Annotated in this window: 12 protein-coding genes and 1 pseudogene; 12 read left to right on the top strand and 1 reads right to left on the bottom strand. The window is 62.8% G+C overall.

Annotation, left to right across the window (positions count from 1 at the left end; genetic code table 11):
- The first annotated feature begins 49 nt into the window (after window positions 1–49).
- The 9 genes from glgA to BUB29_RS02385 all read left to right on the top strand — a co-directional run bounded on the left by glgA (window position 50) and on the right by BUB29_RS02385 (window position 12969).
- Window positions 50–1294 carry a glycogen synthase gene (gene glgA, locus BUB29_RS02345; RefSeq protein WP_033522841.1) on the top strand — a complete coding sequence of 415 codons (1245 nt, stop codon included), beginning with the start codon at window positions 50–52 and terminating at the stop codon, window positions 1292–1294.
- Between the two features lie 144 nt (window positions 1295–1438).
- The gene (locus BUB29_RS02350; RefSeq protein ID WP_033522984.1) at window positions 1439–2287 is read left to right on the top strand and encodes an ABC transporter ATP-binding protein; all 849 of its coding nucleotides are present in this window, start codon (window positions 1439–1441) and stop codon (window positions 2285–2287) included.
- 122 nt (window positions 2288–2409) lie between these two features.
- Complete coding sequence (gene leuS / locus BUB29_RS02355) at window positions 2410–5346, top strand: leucine--tRNA ligase (RefSeq protein ID WP_033522840.1); 2937 nt, start codon at window positions 2410–2412, stop codon at window positions 5344–5346.
- 231 nt (window positions 5347–5577) lie between these two features.
- Window positions 5578–6867, top strand: a complete 1290-nt coding sequence (gene sstT / locus BUB29_RS02360; protein WP_033522839.1) for a serine/threonine transporter SstT — start codon at window positions 5578–5580, stop codon at window positions 6865–6867.
- Window positions 6868–7074: 207 nt separating this feature from the next.
- Window positions 7075–7836: a ComEA family DNA-binding protein gene (locus BUB29_RS02365; protein WP_052109179.1), complete on the top strand. Its 762-nt coding sequence runs from the start codon at window positions 7075–7077 to the stop codon at window positions 7834–7836.
- A 2-nt stretch (window positions 7837–7838) separates the two neighbouring features.
- Entirely contained in the window at window positions 7839–9626 is a 1788-nt protein-coding gene (locus BUB29_RS02370; protein ID WP_051915095.1) for a ComEC/Rec2 family competence protein, read from the top strand.
- 194 nt (window positions 9627–9820) lie between these two features.
- Window positions 9821–10786, top strand: coding sequence for a GRP family sugar transporter (locus tag BUB29_RS02375; RefSeq protein WP_033522838.1), 966 nt, complete (start codon window positions 9821–9823; stop codon window positions 10784–10786).
- A gap of 103 nt (window positions 10787–10889) precedes the next feature.
- Window positions 10890–11495: an isochorismatase family protein gene (locus BUB29_RS02380; protein WP_033522837.1), complete on the top strand. Its 606-nt coding sequence runs from the start codon at window positions 10890–10892 to the stop codon at window positions 11493–11495.
- Window positions 11496–11598: 103 nt separating this feature from the next.
- A complete protein-coding gene (locus BUB29_RS02385; protein WP_051915097.1) occupies window positions 11599–12969 on the top strand; it encodes an MATE family efflux transporter in 1371 nt (456 codons plus the stop codon).
- A 203-nt stretch (window positions 12970–13172) separates the two neighbouring features.
- On the opposite strand, the pseudogene BUB29_RS10045 reads toward BUB29_RS02385, so the two are convergent.
- Window positions 13173–13817 (bottom strand): annotated as a pseudogene (locus BUB29_RS10045) (YczE/YyaS/YitT family protein); the annotation flags it as partial.
- Window positions 13818–13911: 94 nt separating this feature from the next.
- On the opposite strand from BUB29_RS10045, the gene BUB29_RS09785 reads away from it, so the two are divergent.
- From BUB29_RS09785 to tsaE, 3 genes are all read left to right on the top strand, one after another.
- Window positions 13912–14076 (top strand): hypothetical protein, encoded by a 165-nt coding sequence (locus BUB29_RS09785; protein ID WP_156098200.1) that lies wholly within the window; start codon window positions 13912–13914, stop codon window positions 14074–14076.
- A gap of 163 nt (window positions 14077–14239) precedes the next feature.
- On the top strand, window positions 14240–15205 hold the full coding sequence (gene holA / locus BUB29_RS02395) for a DNA polymerase III subunit delta (protein WP_033522835.1): 966 nt from the start codon (window positions 14240–14242) through the stop codon (window positions 15203–15205).
- Window positions 15206–15212: 7 nt separating this feature from the next.
- Window positions 15213–15797 carry a tRNA (adenosine(37)-N6)-threonylcarbamoyltransferase complex ATPase subunit type 1 TsaE gene (gene tsaE, locus BUB29_RS02400; RefSeq protein WP_033522834.1) on the top strand — a complete coding sequence of 195 codons (585 nt, stop codon included), beginning with the start codon at window positions 15213–15215 and terminating at the stop codon, window positions 15795–15797.

The following is a 15797-nucleotide window of genomic DNA, read 5'->3' on the forward strand; positions in this document are numbered from 1 at the left end:
GGTAAGCTGAAAACGACTCCAATTCCAATGATGGAAAGGATCTTCCCCCATGAAAGTCGACATTCTCACCCGAGAGTATCCTCCGCACGTCTACGGTGGTGCCGGCGTGCACGCCGAGGAACTCTCCAAGGTTCTGGCGGAACGTATCGACGTGACGGTACGCGCGTTCGACGGTGCGCGCACCGACGCGGATATCCCCGCCATTCCCGGAACCGACCCGAAGGGCTCGCTGCGCCTGTTCGGCTATGACACGCCGGCCGAGCTGAGTGATGCCAACGCGGCGTTGAAGACCTTCGGCGTCGACCTGCAGATCGCCAACGACGTGGACGCCGATCTCGTCCATGTGCACACTTGGTATGCATGCTTCGCGGGGCGTCTGGCCCAGCAGCTGCACGAGGTGCCGTTGGTCATCACCGCGCATTCGCTGGAACCCTTCCGCCCGTGGAAGCGCGAACAGCTTGGCGGCGGCTACAACCTGAGTTCGTGGGCCGAACGTGACGCCTATGAGCATGCCGACCGTATCATCGCCGTTTCCGGAGGCATGCGCGAGGATATTCTCGCTGCCTATCCGAACGTCGACCCGGATAAGGTCGTCGTGGTGCACAACGGCATCACCATGTCCGATTTCGCCACCCCGGCCGAGGACGATGAAGGCTGGAAGGTGTTCGACCGGTACGGCATCGACCGCAGCAAGCCGACGCTGCTGTTCGTCGGTCGTATCACACGTCAGAAGGGCCTGCCGTACCTGCTCAAGGCGCTGCATCTGGTCGATCCGGGCATTCAGGTGGTGCTGTGCGCCGGCGCCCCGGACACCCCGGAGATCGCCGAGGAGGTCAAGACCGCGTTCGCCAGGCTTGATGAGGAACGCGGCAACATCATCTGGATCGAGGAGATGCTGCCCAAGCCCGAACTCAACGCGTTGGAGCATGGCTGCGATGCGTTCATCTGCCCGTCGATCTACGAGCCGCTCGGCATCGTAAACCTCGAGGCCATGGCCTGCGGTCTGCCGGTGGTAGCCTCCGCGACGGGCGGCATCCCGGAGGTCGTGGTCGACGGCGAAACCGGTTACCTGGTGCCGATCGACCAGCTGCATGACGGCACCGGCACGCCGACCGATCCGGACAAGTTCGTGGCCGACATGGCCGCCGCCATCGACAAGGTGATGGCCGATCCGGAACTGGCCAGGAAGATGGGGCAGGCCGGTTATGAGCGTGCACGCGATCATTTCAGCTGGGAGTCGATCGCCGACCAGACCGTCAAGGTCTACGAGGACGTGCTCGCCGAACGCAAGTAAGCCAGGTCCGGCCGCCGATCCGCACGTGTTCGTGACGGCTGGTGGACGGCGCAAGGCATGATGGCAGGCCGCGCGATATTCTTGCACACGGAATATCGCGCGGCCTTCGTGTCGCAGGACAACGCATATGCGAATGGGGATGAGATGAACGAAACCGTATTGCAACTCGACAACGTGGAATTCCGCCGCAACCGTCGTGTGATCATCACCGACATGAACCTGACCATCCATGCGGGGGAGCGCTGGGTGCTGTTCGGCCCCAACGGCATCGGCAAGTCGACCACCGTCGGCATGCTCGCCACGCGCACTTTCCCCTCCGAAGGCAAGGTGTTCATCCTCGGCCATCAGCTCGGCAAATACGACGTGTTCAAACTGCGCACCCGCATCGGCCTCGCCTCCGCCGCGCTCGGCCGGCAGTTCCCCGAAGGCGAGGACCCGTTGAACGCGGTGGTCACCGGATTGACTTCGGTGACCGGCAAATGGCATGACGAATACACCGCCGAGGAGTATGAACGCGCACGCCGTCTGCTGCATGATTTCTCTGTGGGCTATCTCGAAGGCAAGCAGATGTGGCGCCTGTCCGAGGGCGAGCGCACCCGCGTGCTCATCGCCAGGGCGTTGATGGGCGACCCGGAGCTGCTCATCATGGATGAGCCGACCACGGGTCTTGACTTGGGCGGCCGTGAACAGGTGATGCGCACGCTGAGCCGTATCGGGCGCGAATCCTCGGAACGTGCGGTGGTGCTCGTCACGCATCGTCTTGAGGAGATTCCCGAAGGCTTCGACCATATCGCCATCATGGGGCGCAAACCCGTCTCCTCGGAGGACGCCACCGAGGATGGCATCGACGCCATGGGCAATCCTTCGGCCGGCACGATCATCTACACGGGCTCCCTGGAGGATGGTCTGACGGACGAACGCCTGTCTGCGCTGTTCGGCATGCCCATCGAGGTCGAGCATTCGCACGGGCGCTGGGCCGCATACGCCGTGTGAGGGAACCTGTCCTCGGTTCCCGTGACTTTCGACGGGGGCATCGTCCGTCTTTCGCGCAAGTCGCGGATACTATGTGAGAAAAGCCGTGCAACTGTCCAGTTGCGCGGCTACTTTCGTTCCTTATGAGTGAGACTGAACCGAAGTTCCGTTACAACGCCGCAATGGCGCAGGACATCGAAACCAAATGGCAGAAGAAGTGGGATGACGAGGGCACGTTCTGGGCGGCGAACGTCGCCGGCGATCTGAAGGACGGCAAGGGCCGCAACGCCGAAGGACGCCCGTCGTACTTCGCGATGGACATGTTCCCGTACCCGTCCGGCAAGGGTCTGCACGTGGGCCATCCGCTGGGTTACCTCGCCTCCGACGTGGTGAGCCGCTACCACCGAATGAAGGGCGAGAACGTGCTGCACGCCATGGGCTATGACGCCTTCGGCCTGCCCGCCGAGCAGTACGCGGTCCAGACCGGCCAGCATCCGCGCGTGACCACCGAGGCGAACATCGCCAACATGTCCCGCCAGCTGCACCGCATGGGCCTGAGCTTCGACAACCGCCGCAGCTTCGCCACCATCGACCCCGGCTACGTGCGTTGGACGCAGTGGATCTTCTCGCGCATCTACGATTCCTGGTATGACGAGGACGCCACCAACCCGAGCGGTTCCAAGGGTTCCGCTCGTCCGATCAGCGAACTGGTCGCCAAGTTCGAATCCGGCGAGAAGGCCATCCCCGGCCATGAGGGTCAGGCTTGGGCCGATCTGAGCGAGGCCGAGCAGGCCGACGTGCTCAACGATTTCCGTCTGGCCTACATCTCCAAGTCCCCGGTGAACTGGTGCCCGGGCCTGGGCACGGTGCTCGCCAACGAGGAGGTCACCGCCGAAGGCAAGTCCGAACGCGGCAACTTCCCGGTGTTCCAGCGTGAACTGCGCCAGTGGTCCATGCGCATCACCGCGTACGGTCATCGCCTCATCGCCGATTTGGACGGCATCGACTGGCCCGAGAAGGTCAAGCTCATGCAGCGCAACTGGATCGGCGAAAGCCACGGCGCGTCCGTGCATTTCGAGGTCGAGACCGCTGACGGCGTGCAGGACATGGAGATTTACACCACCCGTCCCGACACCCTGTTCGGCACCACGTTCGCCGTGGTCTCCCCGGAGCATCACCTGCTGGAACACGTGCCCGCCGCATGGCCGGAAGGCACTCCGGAGGATTGGAAGGGCGGCTACGCCACGCCCGTCGAAGCTGTGAAGGCCTACCGTCTCGAAGCGGAATCCAAGACCGCCAAGGATCGTGTGGACGAAGCCTGTGAGAAGACCGGTCTGTTCACCGGCCTGTACGCCGTCAACCCGATCACCGGCGCCAAGCTGCCGCTGTTCACCGCCGACTACGTGCTCATGGATTACGGCACGGGCGCCATCATGGCGGTGCCGGGCGGCGATCAGCGTGATTACGATTTCGCCGTCAAGTTCGGCCTGCCGGTCATCTACACCGTGCAGCCGCTGCCTGAATCCGGTGACGACCTGTCCGCCTACGAAGGCAAGGCGCCGTTCGTCTCCCACGACGGCATCGTCATCAACTCCTCCGTCGAGGCGACCAAGGCCAAGGGCGACGCGCTGAGCCTCAACGGCCTGCGCGTGGACGATGCCATCGCCAAGGTGAACGAGTGGCTCGAATCCGCCGGCGTCGGCAAGGGCACCGTCAGCTACCGTCTGCGCGACTGGCTGTTCAGCCGCCAGCGCTACTGGGGCGAACCGTTCCCCATCGTGTACGGCGAGGACGGCACCCCGCATCTGCTGCCGGATTCCATGCTGCCGATCAACCTGCCGGACGTGCCGGACTATTCCCCGCGCACCTTCGACCCGATGGACGCCGAATCCAATCCGGAGGCCCCGCTGAGCCGCAACGAGGATTGGGTGAAGATCCGCCTCGATCTGGGCGACGGCGAGAAGACCTACTACCGCGACACCAACACCATGCCGAACTGGGCCGGCTCCTGCTGGTACTACATGCGTTACATCGACCCGAACGACACCGCCAACATGGTCGAGAAGAACGAGTTCGACTACTGGATGGGCCCGAACCACAACAAGTATTCGGGCGACGAAGGCGGTGTGGACCTGTACATCGGCGGCGTGGAACACGCGGTGCTGCACCTGCTGTACTCCCGCTTCTGGCACAAGGTGCTGTTCGACCTGGGTTACGTGGATTCGGCTGAACCGTTCCACAAGCTGTTCAACCAGGGCATGATCCAGGCCTACGCCTACACCGACGACCGTGGCCAGTACGTGCCGGCCGACGAGGTCGTGGAAGGCCCCGCCGGCGAGGACGGCGAGCCGACCTTCACCTGGAACGGTGAACACGCCAACCGTGAGTTCGGCAAGATGGGCAAGAGCCTGAAGAACATCGTCACCCCGGACTACATGTACGAGAACTACGGCGCCGATACCTTCCGCCTGTACGAGATGAGCATGGGCCCGCTGGACGAATCCCGTCCGTGGAACACCCGCAACGTCGTCGGCAGCATGCGTTTCCTGCAGCGCCTGTGGCGCAACGTGATCGATGAGGAGACCGGCGAGGCGAAGGTGACCGAGGATACCCCCGACGTCAAGACCCTCAAGCTGCTGAACAACACCATCGCCGACGTGACCGTCGAGATGGAGGGCATGCGTCCGAACACGGCCATCGCCAAGCTCATCGTGCTCAACAACCATCTGACCGGCTTGAAGAGCGTGCCGCGTGCGGCCGTCGAACCGCTGATCCTCATGCTCGCCCCGATCGCGCCGCACGTGTGCGAGGAACTGTGGAGCAAGCTGGGTCATGGGGAGTCCCTGTCCGCCGCGCCGTGGCCGGTCGCCGACGAGCGTTACGTCGGTCAGGACACCGTCACCGCGGTCGTGCAGATCAAGGGCAAGATCCGCGCCAAGCTCGAAGTCTCCCCGGACATCGCTTCCGGGGACCTGCAGCGCATGGCGTTGGAGGCCGTCGCCGACCGTCTGGGTGGCAAGGAGCCGCGCAAGGTGATCGTCAAGGCGCCGAAGATCGTGTCGATCGTCCCCGCCGAGTAACGGCGGCATCCCGGTTCGCCGGGCATTGAACGAAAAACGGCATCCGCATTCGTGCGGATGCCGTTTTTCGTATTCGTGGCATCACGGCGCAAGCACCGTGGAAGAAAGTCGTCTGCGCTTCGGTCATCCGTCGCATCGGTAACAATGGTCCGCTACGATGTTCTGCGGTCCGCGCATGGGGTCGGAGGGATCCGCGTGCACATCCCGAGAGAAAGAAACGGATACAAGACTATGGATAAAGTCACGAAAATGTTCAAGGGCATTGCCGCCAAATACAACGGCGTGGCCCTGATCCTGCGTATCGTGATCGGCATGATCATCGGCACGATTCTGGCGTTGACCGTGCCGGGAGCCGTCTGGATCGGCGAGTTCGGTACGCTGTTCGTCAGCGCGTTGAAGGCCATTGCCCCGATCCTGGTGTTCGTGCTGGTGGCGAGCGCACTCGCCCAGGGCAGTTCCAAGCTGGACAGGCGTTTCGGCCTGGTGCTGTGGCTCTACCTGTTCACCACGTTCATGTCGGCCGTGGTGGCCGTGTTCTCCAGCCGTCTGTTCCCGCAGACGCTGGCGCTCGGCAAGGCGGCGAAATCCGATGTGGTGCCGCAGGGGCTCAGCGAGGTGGCGCAGAACATGCTCACCGCCATCGTCACCAATCCGATCCAATCCATGATCGACGGCAATTACATCGGCATCCTGCTGTGGGCGTGCCTGTTCGGCCTGGCCATGAAGGGCATCGCCTCGGAGAGCAGCAAGACCTTCATGGCGAATGTGGCCGATTCCGTGTCGCAGCTGATCCGCTGGATCATCAACCTCGCGCCGTTCGGCATCATGGGCCTCATCTTCACCAACGTCTCCGAGAACGGCCTGTCCACCTTCGCCAAGTACGGCAGCCTGCTGTTGCTGCTGGTGGGCACCATGCTGTTCATGGTGCTGGTGGTCGCCCCGGCCATCATGTTCGCCTACCTGCACCGAAACCCGTATCCGCTGGTGTACCGCTGCTACAAGGAATCCGGTCTGACCGCGTTCTTCACCCGCAGCTCCGCGGCGAACATCCCGGTCAACATGCAGCTGTGCGAGAAGCTCGGACTCGATAAGGACATGTATTCCGTGTCCATTCCGCTGGGCGCGACCATCAACATGAACGGCGCGGCCATCACCATCACCATCATGTCGATGGCGGCGGCGAACACCATGGGTATCCAGATCTCCCTGCCCGCGGCGATCGTGCTGTCCGTGGTCACGGCTTTGGGTGCGTGCGGCGCTTCCGGCGTGGCCGGCGGTTCGCTGCTGCTCATTCCGATGGCATGCTCCCTGTTCGGTCTGTCCAACGATGTGGCCATGCAGGTGGTAGGCGTCGGATTCATCATCGGCGTGATCCAGGATTCCGTGGAAACCTGCGTCAACTCCGCCAGCGACGTGGAGTTCGCCGCCACCGCGGAATACCGTTCCTGGATCAAGCAGGGGCGCAGACTGCCCGATTTCATGTACTCCAGGAAGGAACGCAAGGAGCTCGGCATCGCCTGATGCGATGCGTTTCGCCTGTTCGGCGTTCCGGTTTGTCCGGTGATGGCCCGGCCCGTTATGGGCCGGGCCATTTTCGTGCCATTGCCGGTTGCCGGCATATCGGTTACCTGCATGCCGTTTGTGATGGAAACGTGACGGATTACGAGGGTCCCGTCCACATGCCCCGTACGGTTGGACATTCCACGTGCCATGGCCCACTGTGGTGGCATGGGTCTTCAACGTGAGCGAATCAATGCGGGTGCCGCGGCGCGTAGGCTGCGTTCCCTGGAGGAGCCGGGCGACGTCGATGTGCGGCGTGCCGGGCGGAGCAGCGCCGTCGACGCCGGGCGTCCGGGTCGTCTTGCGCCGCCGCGCCCGCCGATCCCGCCCCGTGCGGGTCGCCGGGGCGCGGGGAAAACCTCCATCGGCGAACTTTCCGGTGTCAGGCCGGGGGATGCGGATGTCACGGTCGAACATCGCATGCGCAGGGACGCGCCTCGTCTCAGGTTCACGCCGGGGCACGCGCTGGCGGCCATGCTGCTGTTGGTGGCCGTCACCTGCGCGAGCCTGACGTTGCTGGTGCGCCAATCCCTGAACTATGCGACGGTGGGCCAAAGCGCGAGCCATGGCATCGTGCGCACATACGAGGATACGCAGGGGGAGTCGGGTGCAACGTCCGATGCGACGCAACCGCAGGGGACCGTGACGCAACCGCAGGGGTCCACGGAGCAGCCATCACAGCCGGAACCGCAGACGTCGAACGGATCGCAGGAACCGCAGGGCATGGACGCGAAGGATACGCGCATCAACCTCAATACGGCCACATTGGAGGAACTTGATTCCATCAACGGCATCGGACCGGTGACCGCGCGGAAGATCCTCGACTACCGTGCTCGCACGGGCGGTTTCTCCAGCGTCGACCAGCTGCTCGAGGTGTCGGGGATCGGTGCGAAGACCTTGGAGAAGATCCGCGCGAAGGTGACGGTGTGACGATGGGTGGCGCGGACGCCGATATGGGGCGTGAACGGGGGAGCCGTGACTGCAGGCTGCTCCCCGCGGCCCTTGTATTGTGGACCGCGATTCTGGCCGCCGAAGCGTTGTTCGCCATCCTCATCAAAGGGGAACAACCGTTAGCCGAATGGTCGGGGGACGGCGCATCGTGCGCGCCCGGCTGGCTGATGCCCGTATGCATGGCGACGGGTGGTTTCGCTGTGGGTGTCATCCTGTCGAAACGGGGGATGACGTTCATCCGACACGGCGCAGACATGCGCGTCGCCATGATGGTCGTGATCATGGTCTCGATCGTGGGCGTGACCTCGGCTTGGGCGCATCTGCTCGTGCGATGGCATGATCCCGCCGCGGCCGGCGCCCGGAACGGGAAGGTCGAGGTCGTCGCCGTCGGGCGCATCACGGAACCGTTGAAGACGTCGACCATCCGCGAAGCGGACTGTCAGGCGGAAATGAAGCTCGAATCGATACTGCTGCAGGGGGTTTCAAGGCGTTCCTCGACCCAGGTCAGGGCATTCTTCACGGGAGGTGATTGCGCCGCGGCGTCCCGCGGCGCGACATACCGCGTATCGGGCGTATTGCGCGAGGCGGAGTACGGGGGCACGCCATTGTGGCTCACGGTCGGCTCCGACCGCAACGTCGAACGTGTCCGGGATCCACCCGTGACCGATCTCGTCCGGGCGCACATGCAGGAGCGGTTCTTCGACGCGGTCTCCCGTCTGAGCGATCAAGGGCGTGTACTGGTCCCCGGGTTGACCATGGGCGTGCTCGGCCAGGATCATGTGCCGTCCGACGGCCGATGGGAGGCTGGCATGGTCGACGAGACCTATGCGAACCGGTTGGAGGATTCGTTCCGCAACGCGGGCATCATGCATCTCATGGCGGTGTCGGGCGGGCATTTCGTGCTCATCGCCTCGCTGGTGCGCCGCCTGTGCTCGAGGTTCCTGCTGCCACGCGCCGTGACCGCCTGCTGCATCGCGGCGAGCTACGGATTACTGGCTTCGTTGATGGCGCCCGGCGATTCGGTGTCGCGGGCGCTGATCATGGGATGGTTCAACGCGGCAGCCATGGCAGTGGGGCGCAGACCGCAGGCGTTGAGCGCATTATGCTGCACGGTCATCGGAACATTGCTGGCCGACCCGGCCATGGCACAAAGCTACGGTTTCGCGCTGTCATGCGCCGCGGTGCTCGGCATCGTCATCCTGACCGGACCGCTCACGTCGGCGTTCACGAGGATCCTTCCGAAACCGATCGCATCCGGTCTCGCCATGACCGTGGCCGCGCAGTATGCGACCATGCCGATACAGATACTGATGAAACCCCAATTGCCCGTGCTGTCATGCGTGGCGAACCTGCTGGTCGCGCCGGTCGTATCCTATGCGACGCTGCTCGGCCTGGCCGCATTGCTATGCGCCTGGGCCGACGATGATGTGGCGTACGGTCTTGTCTGGCTCGCCTCCCTGGGCACGCGCGTGATGGAGGTCGTCGCCGACGGCCTCGGCAATGCGGATGTCGCGGTGCTGCCATGGAAAGACGGCATCACCGGGGCATTGGCGATGGCGGGCATTGAAGCGGCGGCGCTCATCGCCATCCGCATGATCGTGCGCCGGGGCGGACGCGGGAGCGATGACGGGCCTGCCGCCAAACGGTTCACCCGCGATCCGCGCAACAGGCTGGGCATATGGTTCGCCGACACCGTGCGCCTCGTGACGGACTCCAACCGGACCGCATGGCGTGGTCGGGAAGTGAATCTTCACGGCGAATCCGACTGAATGTGAGACAAGATGGCCGGTTTTGTCTACGATAATCGTATGATTCACACCGGTTCGCATTCCTCGACGCCGGTATGCGGCACGCGTTTGCCTCCCATTCAGGGGCTTGTGGAGGTGTGTCGTTCCTTGTACCGGATGCCGTCGTGGTTGACGGCACCGTTAACGATTCGCTCTTTTTGTGAGGTTTTCCCAACATGGATATGGTAATAGCGTTGCTTCCCGCCCTGTTCTTCGGTGCGACGGGCATCATCACCACGCTGCTCGGAGGCAAGGCCGTACAGGGCACGCTCGGCATGACCTACGGCGCGGTGATCTTCGGACTCGGTCTCATGCTGATCTACGTGGTGCCCAACGCCGGTTGGGATTACGTGCTGAACCCGCGCATCTGGGTGGTCGGTTTGTTCTCCGGCCTGTTCTGGGCGGTCGGATCGGCCGGACAGTTCACCGCGATGAAGCAGATCGGCGTCACGCTGGCCATCCCGCTGTCCACCGCGGGCCAGATCGTCACCAACGCGCTCATGGCCGCGCTGGTGCTCGGCGAATGGAACACCGGCCGCATGTGGCTGTTCGGCCTGATCTCCGTGGCTTTGGTCTGTGTCGGCGCGTTGTGCACGTCCGTGCAGGACAAATCAGAGGAGCAGGGCGTGCAGCAGGTGCCGAAAAGCCAGTTCACCGCGGGCCTGATCTCCGTGGCGATCTCCACGCTCGGATTCATGCTCTATTTCGTCTTTCCGAACCTGTTGTCCAAGATCGGCTACATCTCCGACGACGTGCACGACGCTCCGAACGGTACCGGCGTGCACTACATGACCGCGGTCATCGCCCCGCAATCCATCGGCATGCTCGCAGGCGCCCTGCTCATCGTGCTGTTCGTGGCGAAGGAGCCGTCGTTGATCGTCGAAAAGCACACGTTCCTCAACATGATCACCGGCGTGGTGTGGGCCATCGGCAACGTGCTGATCTTCATTTCCTGCGCCAATCCCAACATCGGCCAGGCGGTCGCCACCACGTTCTCCCAGCTGAACGTGATTGTGGCGGTGCTGGGCGGCATCCTCATCCTGCACGAGAAGCGCACGCGCAGGCAACTGTGGTTCATCGCCCTGGGCACGCTACTCATCGCGGCCGGCGCGGTGCTCATGGGCAATCTCGGCGTACTGTGACATCGTCCGGTCCCGGCGCGCGTCCGCATGCCGGGACCCGTGTCAGGGAATGGCGTGTTTCGGCTAAGCTGCAAGGAAGGAACCGACCGCAAAGGAGAACACCATGGCGCAGGCGTTGATCATCGTGGACGTGCAGCCGACCTTCTGCGAAGGCGGCGAACTCGGCGTACGTGGAGGCAACGCCGTGGCCGAACGCATCGCCCGATACGTGGCCGCGCACCGCGGCGACTACGCGTATATCGCGACCACGCAGGACTGGCATATCGAACCCGGCGAACACTGGTCGCAGCAACCGGATTTCGTGGACACCTGGCCCGTGCACGGCAAGGCCGGCACGCCGAACGCGGACCTGCATCCCGCCATCGCCGCCCTGCAGGTCGAGCATCATTTCAAGAAAGGCCAATACTCGCCCTCATATTCCGGTTTCGAAGGGTACGAGGACAACACCGACCGCATTCCCACCCGTGAGGAATCCGCCGCCATGGCCCGAACGAACACCACGCTCGCGAGCGCCTTGGCCGGGGCCGGCGTCACACGGGTCGACGTGGTCGGCCTGGCCGAATCGCATTGCGTCAAGGAAACCGCGCTCGACGCGCGAAACCTCGGCTACGAGGTCCATGTCATCGAAGACCTGACCGAACCGGTCAGCGAGGAACTTGGCGCCGCCGCCCGCAAGCGGATGCGCGAAGCCGGCATCATCCTCGATTAGCATGCTGCGACGCACTCCCACCGCGAAACCCTCGACGTGAATCTCCCCGGCGGGAGGATAATGGTTCCGGCCCAACCGAGAGACGAGGAAAGACAGGGGAGACATGGCCGACGCAGCGGAACATGAGCAACGAACAGGCAGCCCATTGGGAACCGCGCCCGTCGGACGATTGGCCGTATCGCTCGCCTTCCCCGCGATCGTGGCGCAGGCATGCAACGCGCTCTACACCATCATCGACAGACTGTTCCTGGCCCGCATCCCCGGAATCGGCGATCTTGCCATGACGGGCGTGGGCGTCTGCTTCCCGATCATCCTGGCCGTCTCCTCGTTCGCCGCGCTCATCGGCAGCGGCGGCGCACCCCTCGCATCCATCGAACTCGGCCGCGGCGATGTCGACAAAGCGGAACGCATCCTCGGCACCAGCGTCGCCGCGCTCGTCATCATGGCCATCGTTCTGCCCGCGCTTCTGCAGGCTTTCAGGGAACCCATCCTGTTCGCCTTCGGCGCAAGCCCGGACACCATACCCTACGCCACGCAATTCCTCTCCGTATATCTTTCCGGCACCATCTTCGTGCAACTCGCGCTCGGATTGAACACGTTCATCACCGCCCAAGGCAAGGCCCGCATCGCCATGGTCTCCACGCTCATCGGCGCACTGCTGTCCGTGGCGCTCGACCCGCTGTTCATCTTCACGCTCCACATGAGCGTATACGGCGCCGCGTTGGCCAATGTGCTGGCGCAGGCCGTGTCCGCGGCGTGGGTGGTCATGTTCCTATCGTCGAAACGCAGCGTCATCCGTCTTCGTGCGCGCAACATCCGTGTAGGCAGGACGCTCGGCTCCATCCTCATGCTCGGCGTCTCGCCGTTCATCATGCAGTTGACGGAATGCGTGATCCAGGTCGTGTTCAATTCGAGCCTGCAACGGTACGGTGGAGACGCGTACGTGGGCGCGATGACCATCATCACCAGTCTGATGCAGCTCGTATGGGTGTTCTCGAACGGTGCCACGCAAGGCGTGCAGCCGATCATCGGCTACAACTACGGTGCCGGGAAATTCGATCGCGTGCGCCGCGCCTACCGTGGCACGACCGTCACGCTGATCATCCTGAACAGTCTCATGGTGTTGACGTATGCGATGTTCCCCTTCGCGTTCGCGGGACTGTTCACCTCCGACCAGGACATCACGGACGTGGTGGTGCGCATGCTGCCGTTGTTCAGCTGCGGCATGGGCGTGTTCGGCGTGCAGAGCGCCACGCAATGCGCGTTCGTCGGCATGGGCCAGGCGAAACCCTCACTGTTCCTGGCGATCCTGCGCAAGATCATCCTGCTGGTACCCCTCGCGTTGCTCCTGCCGCATGTCGCGAACCTGGGAGCCGCGGGCGTGTTCCTCGCCGAACCGATCTCGGACGTCGTATCCGCCATCACGGCAGGCATCCTGTTCCACAGACTGTCGCCGAAACTGCTCGGCGAATAGCGGCGAAACGCCCCGGAACCATAAGCTGCCCGACCGGCAGACCTGCCTGATCTGGCGTTCGCGCTCGCCGGCGCGAGGCGTCGGCGGTCGCGATCCGTGACCAGTGCGAGCGAACGGATACGTTCCGGGAACGAGAACATGCGGTTGATGGCGTTGATGATGGAACCGACGCACAACGCCGAAACGACGGTCCCCAAGCCGACGCCGCGCAATTCGCCGAAGAACACGAACGAGAGTGCGACCGCGACGGCGATCAGCGTGATATCGAACACGATCTTCGTGGTGCCGTACTTCACATGGGAAACAATCGACAAGGCACGCACCGCGCCCTCGCCCGGAACCATGAGCACATTGGGGGACACCTCGATCACGATGCCGAACCCCATGATGCAACAGCCCGCCACAATGCACGCCAGACGTTGCCACAGCATCGTCGGGGTCAGGAACGACAACAACGACATGCTCACATCGATCATCGAACTGAACAGCAGATTGACCACGATCTGCAACAACTGCACCGGACGGAACCCACGACGCAGCAACACGATCTGCAACACGATGAACAGCATGTTCATCACGAACGTCATCGCGCCGAAACTCAACGGAAAACGTATACTCAACACATACGGCACACTGGAAATCTGCGACGTACCCATATCGCCCTTGGTGATCAACGCGATGGCGAAGGAATTCACCACCACCCCGCACGCAAAACACGCAAAACGAACGACGATATGGTTCACAGCATCTCCTTTCCGACCAAATGCATTGGATAACGTAAGGAGGCGTCTCGACACCAGAACGACACCACGCCACACGCCACGCCACGCCGCACCCGGCACCCCCATGGCCACACTGTGAAACAACACTCGGAACACGACGGCGGAAGAGGTAGACCAGAACTAGTTCCGATCCGGCAACGACGCAGAGAACGGAACACCATTGGAGGTACAGAACATCATGCGCAAGAACACCATCGACACCATTCGCAACACCCACGCCATCGACTTCATCCCCGACGACTCAGCCAGCCACGAATGGACCGAACACGACAGCCGCCTCGTCGAAGAATACGCGGCACAACTACGAACCATCAACCTCGACTAACCCACCAACCCAAACCATCCAAACCAAACACACGTCCCGCCCGCCGAACCAACACCACCCACACCCAAGACAACCGGCATGCGGGGCGTTCCCAAACCACCACAATCGAACAAACGTTCGAACACAGGAAAGGATTGTCCACCGATATAGAGAAATTGAAACCATGGCAAAACATGCAGGAAACCCACCCATGCGCATCGTATACGGAGGAGACAGCTTCCTCAACGACCAAACCATGCGCGACCTATGCCATAAGGCACTCACCGTCCGCCCCGACGCCGAACTCATCGAACTCGACGCAACCAACACCGACCAATACGCCTTCGACGAAGCAGTCAGCCCCTCACTGCTCTCCGACACCGCAGTTGTGCACATCACCAACCTGCAAAACGCCGACGACAAACTCGGCGAAGCCATGATCGCATACTGCAAACAAGCCTGCGCCAACCCCAGCGAATCCAGCATCGTCATCTGCCAACACGAAGGCGGCAACAAAGGCAAACGCCTCATCGACAAACTCACCCACGCAGGAGCCGGCAAAGAAGACATCCCCGACCTCAAAAAACCCGAAGCCAAACTCAACTTCACCATCAGCCAATTCGAACGCCACAACCGACGCGTCGAACCACAAGCCGCACAACAACTCGTCGACGTCCTCGGCGAACACACCGGCGAACTCGCAGCCATGTGCAACCAACTCTGCTTCGACTTCGACGACAACCCCATCAGCCTCAACCGTGTCAACCAATACCTCACCGCCAACGCCCAAGTAACCGGATTCGCGCTCGCCGACACCGCGCTCGCCGGCCGCACCGCCGACGCGATCATCATGATGCGCTCCGCCATAGAACAAGGCACCGCACCCATCGCACTCATCGGCGCGCTCGCCTCCAAACTCCGCGGCATAGCCAAAGCCGCCGCAGTGAAATCAGGCACCATCTCCACCGCCGAAGCGGGCATGCCGTCATGGATGCTCAAACGCATCAAACTTGCAGGATGGACCTCCGCCGGACTCTCCACCTGCATCCAAACCCTCGCATGGGCCGACGAACAAAGCAAAACCAACGGCGGCGACCCCGTCTACGCACTCGAACGCAGCATCGAATGCATCGCGTCGAAAGGACGATGAAACGAACATGCAACCCAACACCACAACCAGCGCAACCATCACCATCGAAGCGCCAACCAGCATAGCCATGCGCGAAATAGGCGAACACATCGCCCACATCGTCCACGGCGGCGACGTACTCCTCCTCTCCGGCCCCCTCGGCGCAGGCAAAACCACCCTCGCACAAGGCTTCGGCACCGGGCTCGGCATCAAAGAGCCCATCGTCTCACCCACTTTCACCATCGCCCGCGAACTCAACGGCACCTTCCCCAACGGCGACCACGCCCACATGATCCACGTAGACGCCTACCGACTCGGCGGCAACGACTACGCCCCCGGACAAGACGGCATCGGCCGGCTCCTCGACGAACTCGAATCACTCGGCCTCGACGAAGAACTCGAAGACCCCAGCGGCAACACCGTCATCCTCATGGAATGGGGAGAGCAAATGGCGGCCGCCCTCGCACCCGAACGACTCGAAATCCACATCAGCAGGCCCACCGCACCCACACGAAACACCAACGAACCGACCAGCGAAGGTACTAGAATCGTCACCTTGGTGCCAGTCGGCAGCGACTGGGCACAACGAGCAGCAACCCTCGCAGGAAAGTGA

The sequence above is a fragment of the Bifidobacterium merycicum DSM 6492 genome (assembly GCF_900129045.1).
GTDB lineage: Bacteria > Actinomycetota > Actinomycetes > Actinomycetales > Bifidobacteriaceae > Bifidobacterium > Bifidobacterium merycicum.

Excerpts from the sequence above, each read along its gene's own strand:
- tsaE (WP_033522834.1), top strand. The coding sequence starts at position 15,213 with ATGCAACCCAACACCACAACCAGCGCAACCATCACCATCGAAGCGCCA.
- leuS (WP_033522840.1), top strand. The coding sequence starts at position 2,410 with ATGAGTGAGACTGAACCGAAGTTCCGTTACAACGCCGCAATGGCGCAG.
- BUB29_RS02350 (WP_033522984.1), top strand. The coding sequence starts at position 1,439 with ATGAACGAAACCGTATTGCAACTCGACAACGTGGAATTCCGCCGCAAC.
- BUB29_RS02370 (WP_051915095.1), top strand. The coding sequence starts at position 7,839 with ATGGGTGGCGCGGACGCCGATATGGGGCGTGAACGGGGGAGCCGTGAC.
- BUB29_RS02385 (WP_051915097.1), top strand. The coding sequence starts at position 11,599 with ATGGCCGACGCAGCGGAACATGAGCAACGAACAGGCAGCCCATTGGGA.
- BUB29_RS02380 (WP_033522837.1), top strand. The coding sequence starts at position 10,890 with ATGGCGCAGGCGTTGATCATCGTGGACGTGCAGCCGACCTTCTGCGAA.
- glgA (WP_033522841.1), top strand. The coding sequence starts at position 50 with ATGAAAGTCGACATTCTCACCCGAGAGTATCCTCCGCACGTCTACGGT.
- holA (WP_033522835.1), top strand. The coding sequence starts at position 14,240 with ATGGCAAAACATGCAGGAAACCCACCCATGCGCATCGTATACGGAGGA.
- sstT (WP_033522839.1), top strand. The coding sequence starts at position 5,578 with ATGGATAAAGTCACGAAAATGTTCAAGGGCATTGCCGCCAAATACAAC.
- BUB29_RS02365 (WP_052109179.1), top strand. The coding sequence starts at position 7,075 with ATGGGTCTTCAACGTGAGCGAATCAATGCGGGTGCCGCGGCGCGTAGG.
- BUB29_RS02375 (WP_033522838.1), top strand. The coding sequence starts at position 9,821 with ATGGATATGGTAATAGCGTTGCTTCCCGCCCTGTTCTTCGGTGCGACG.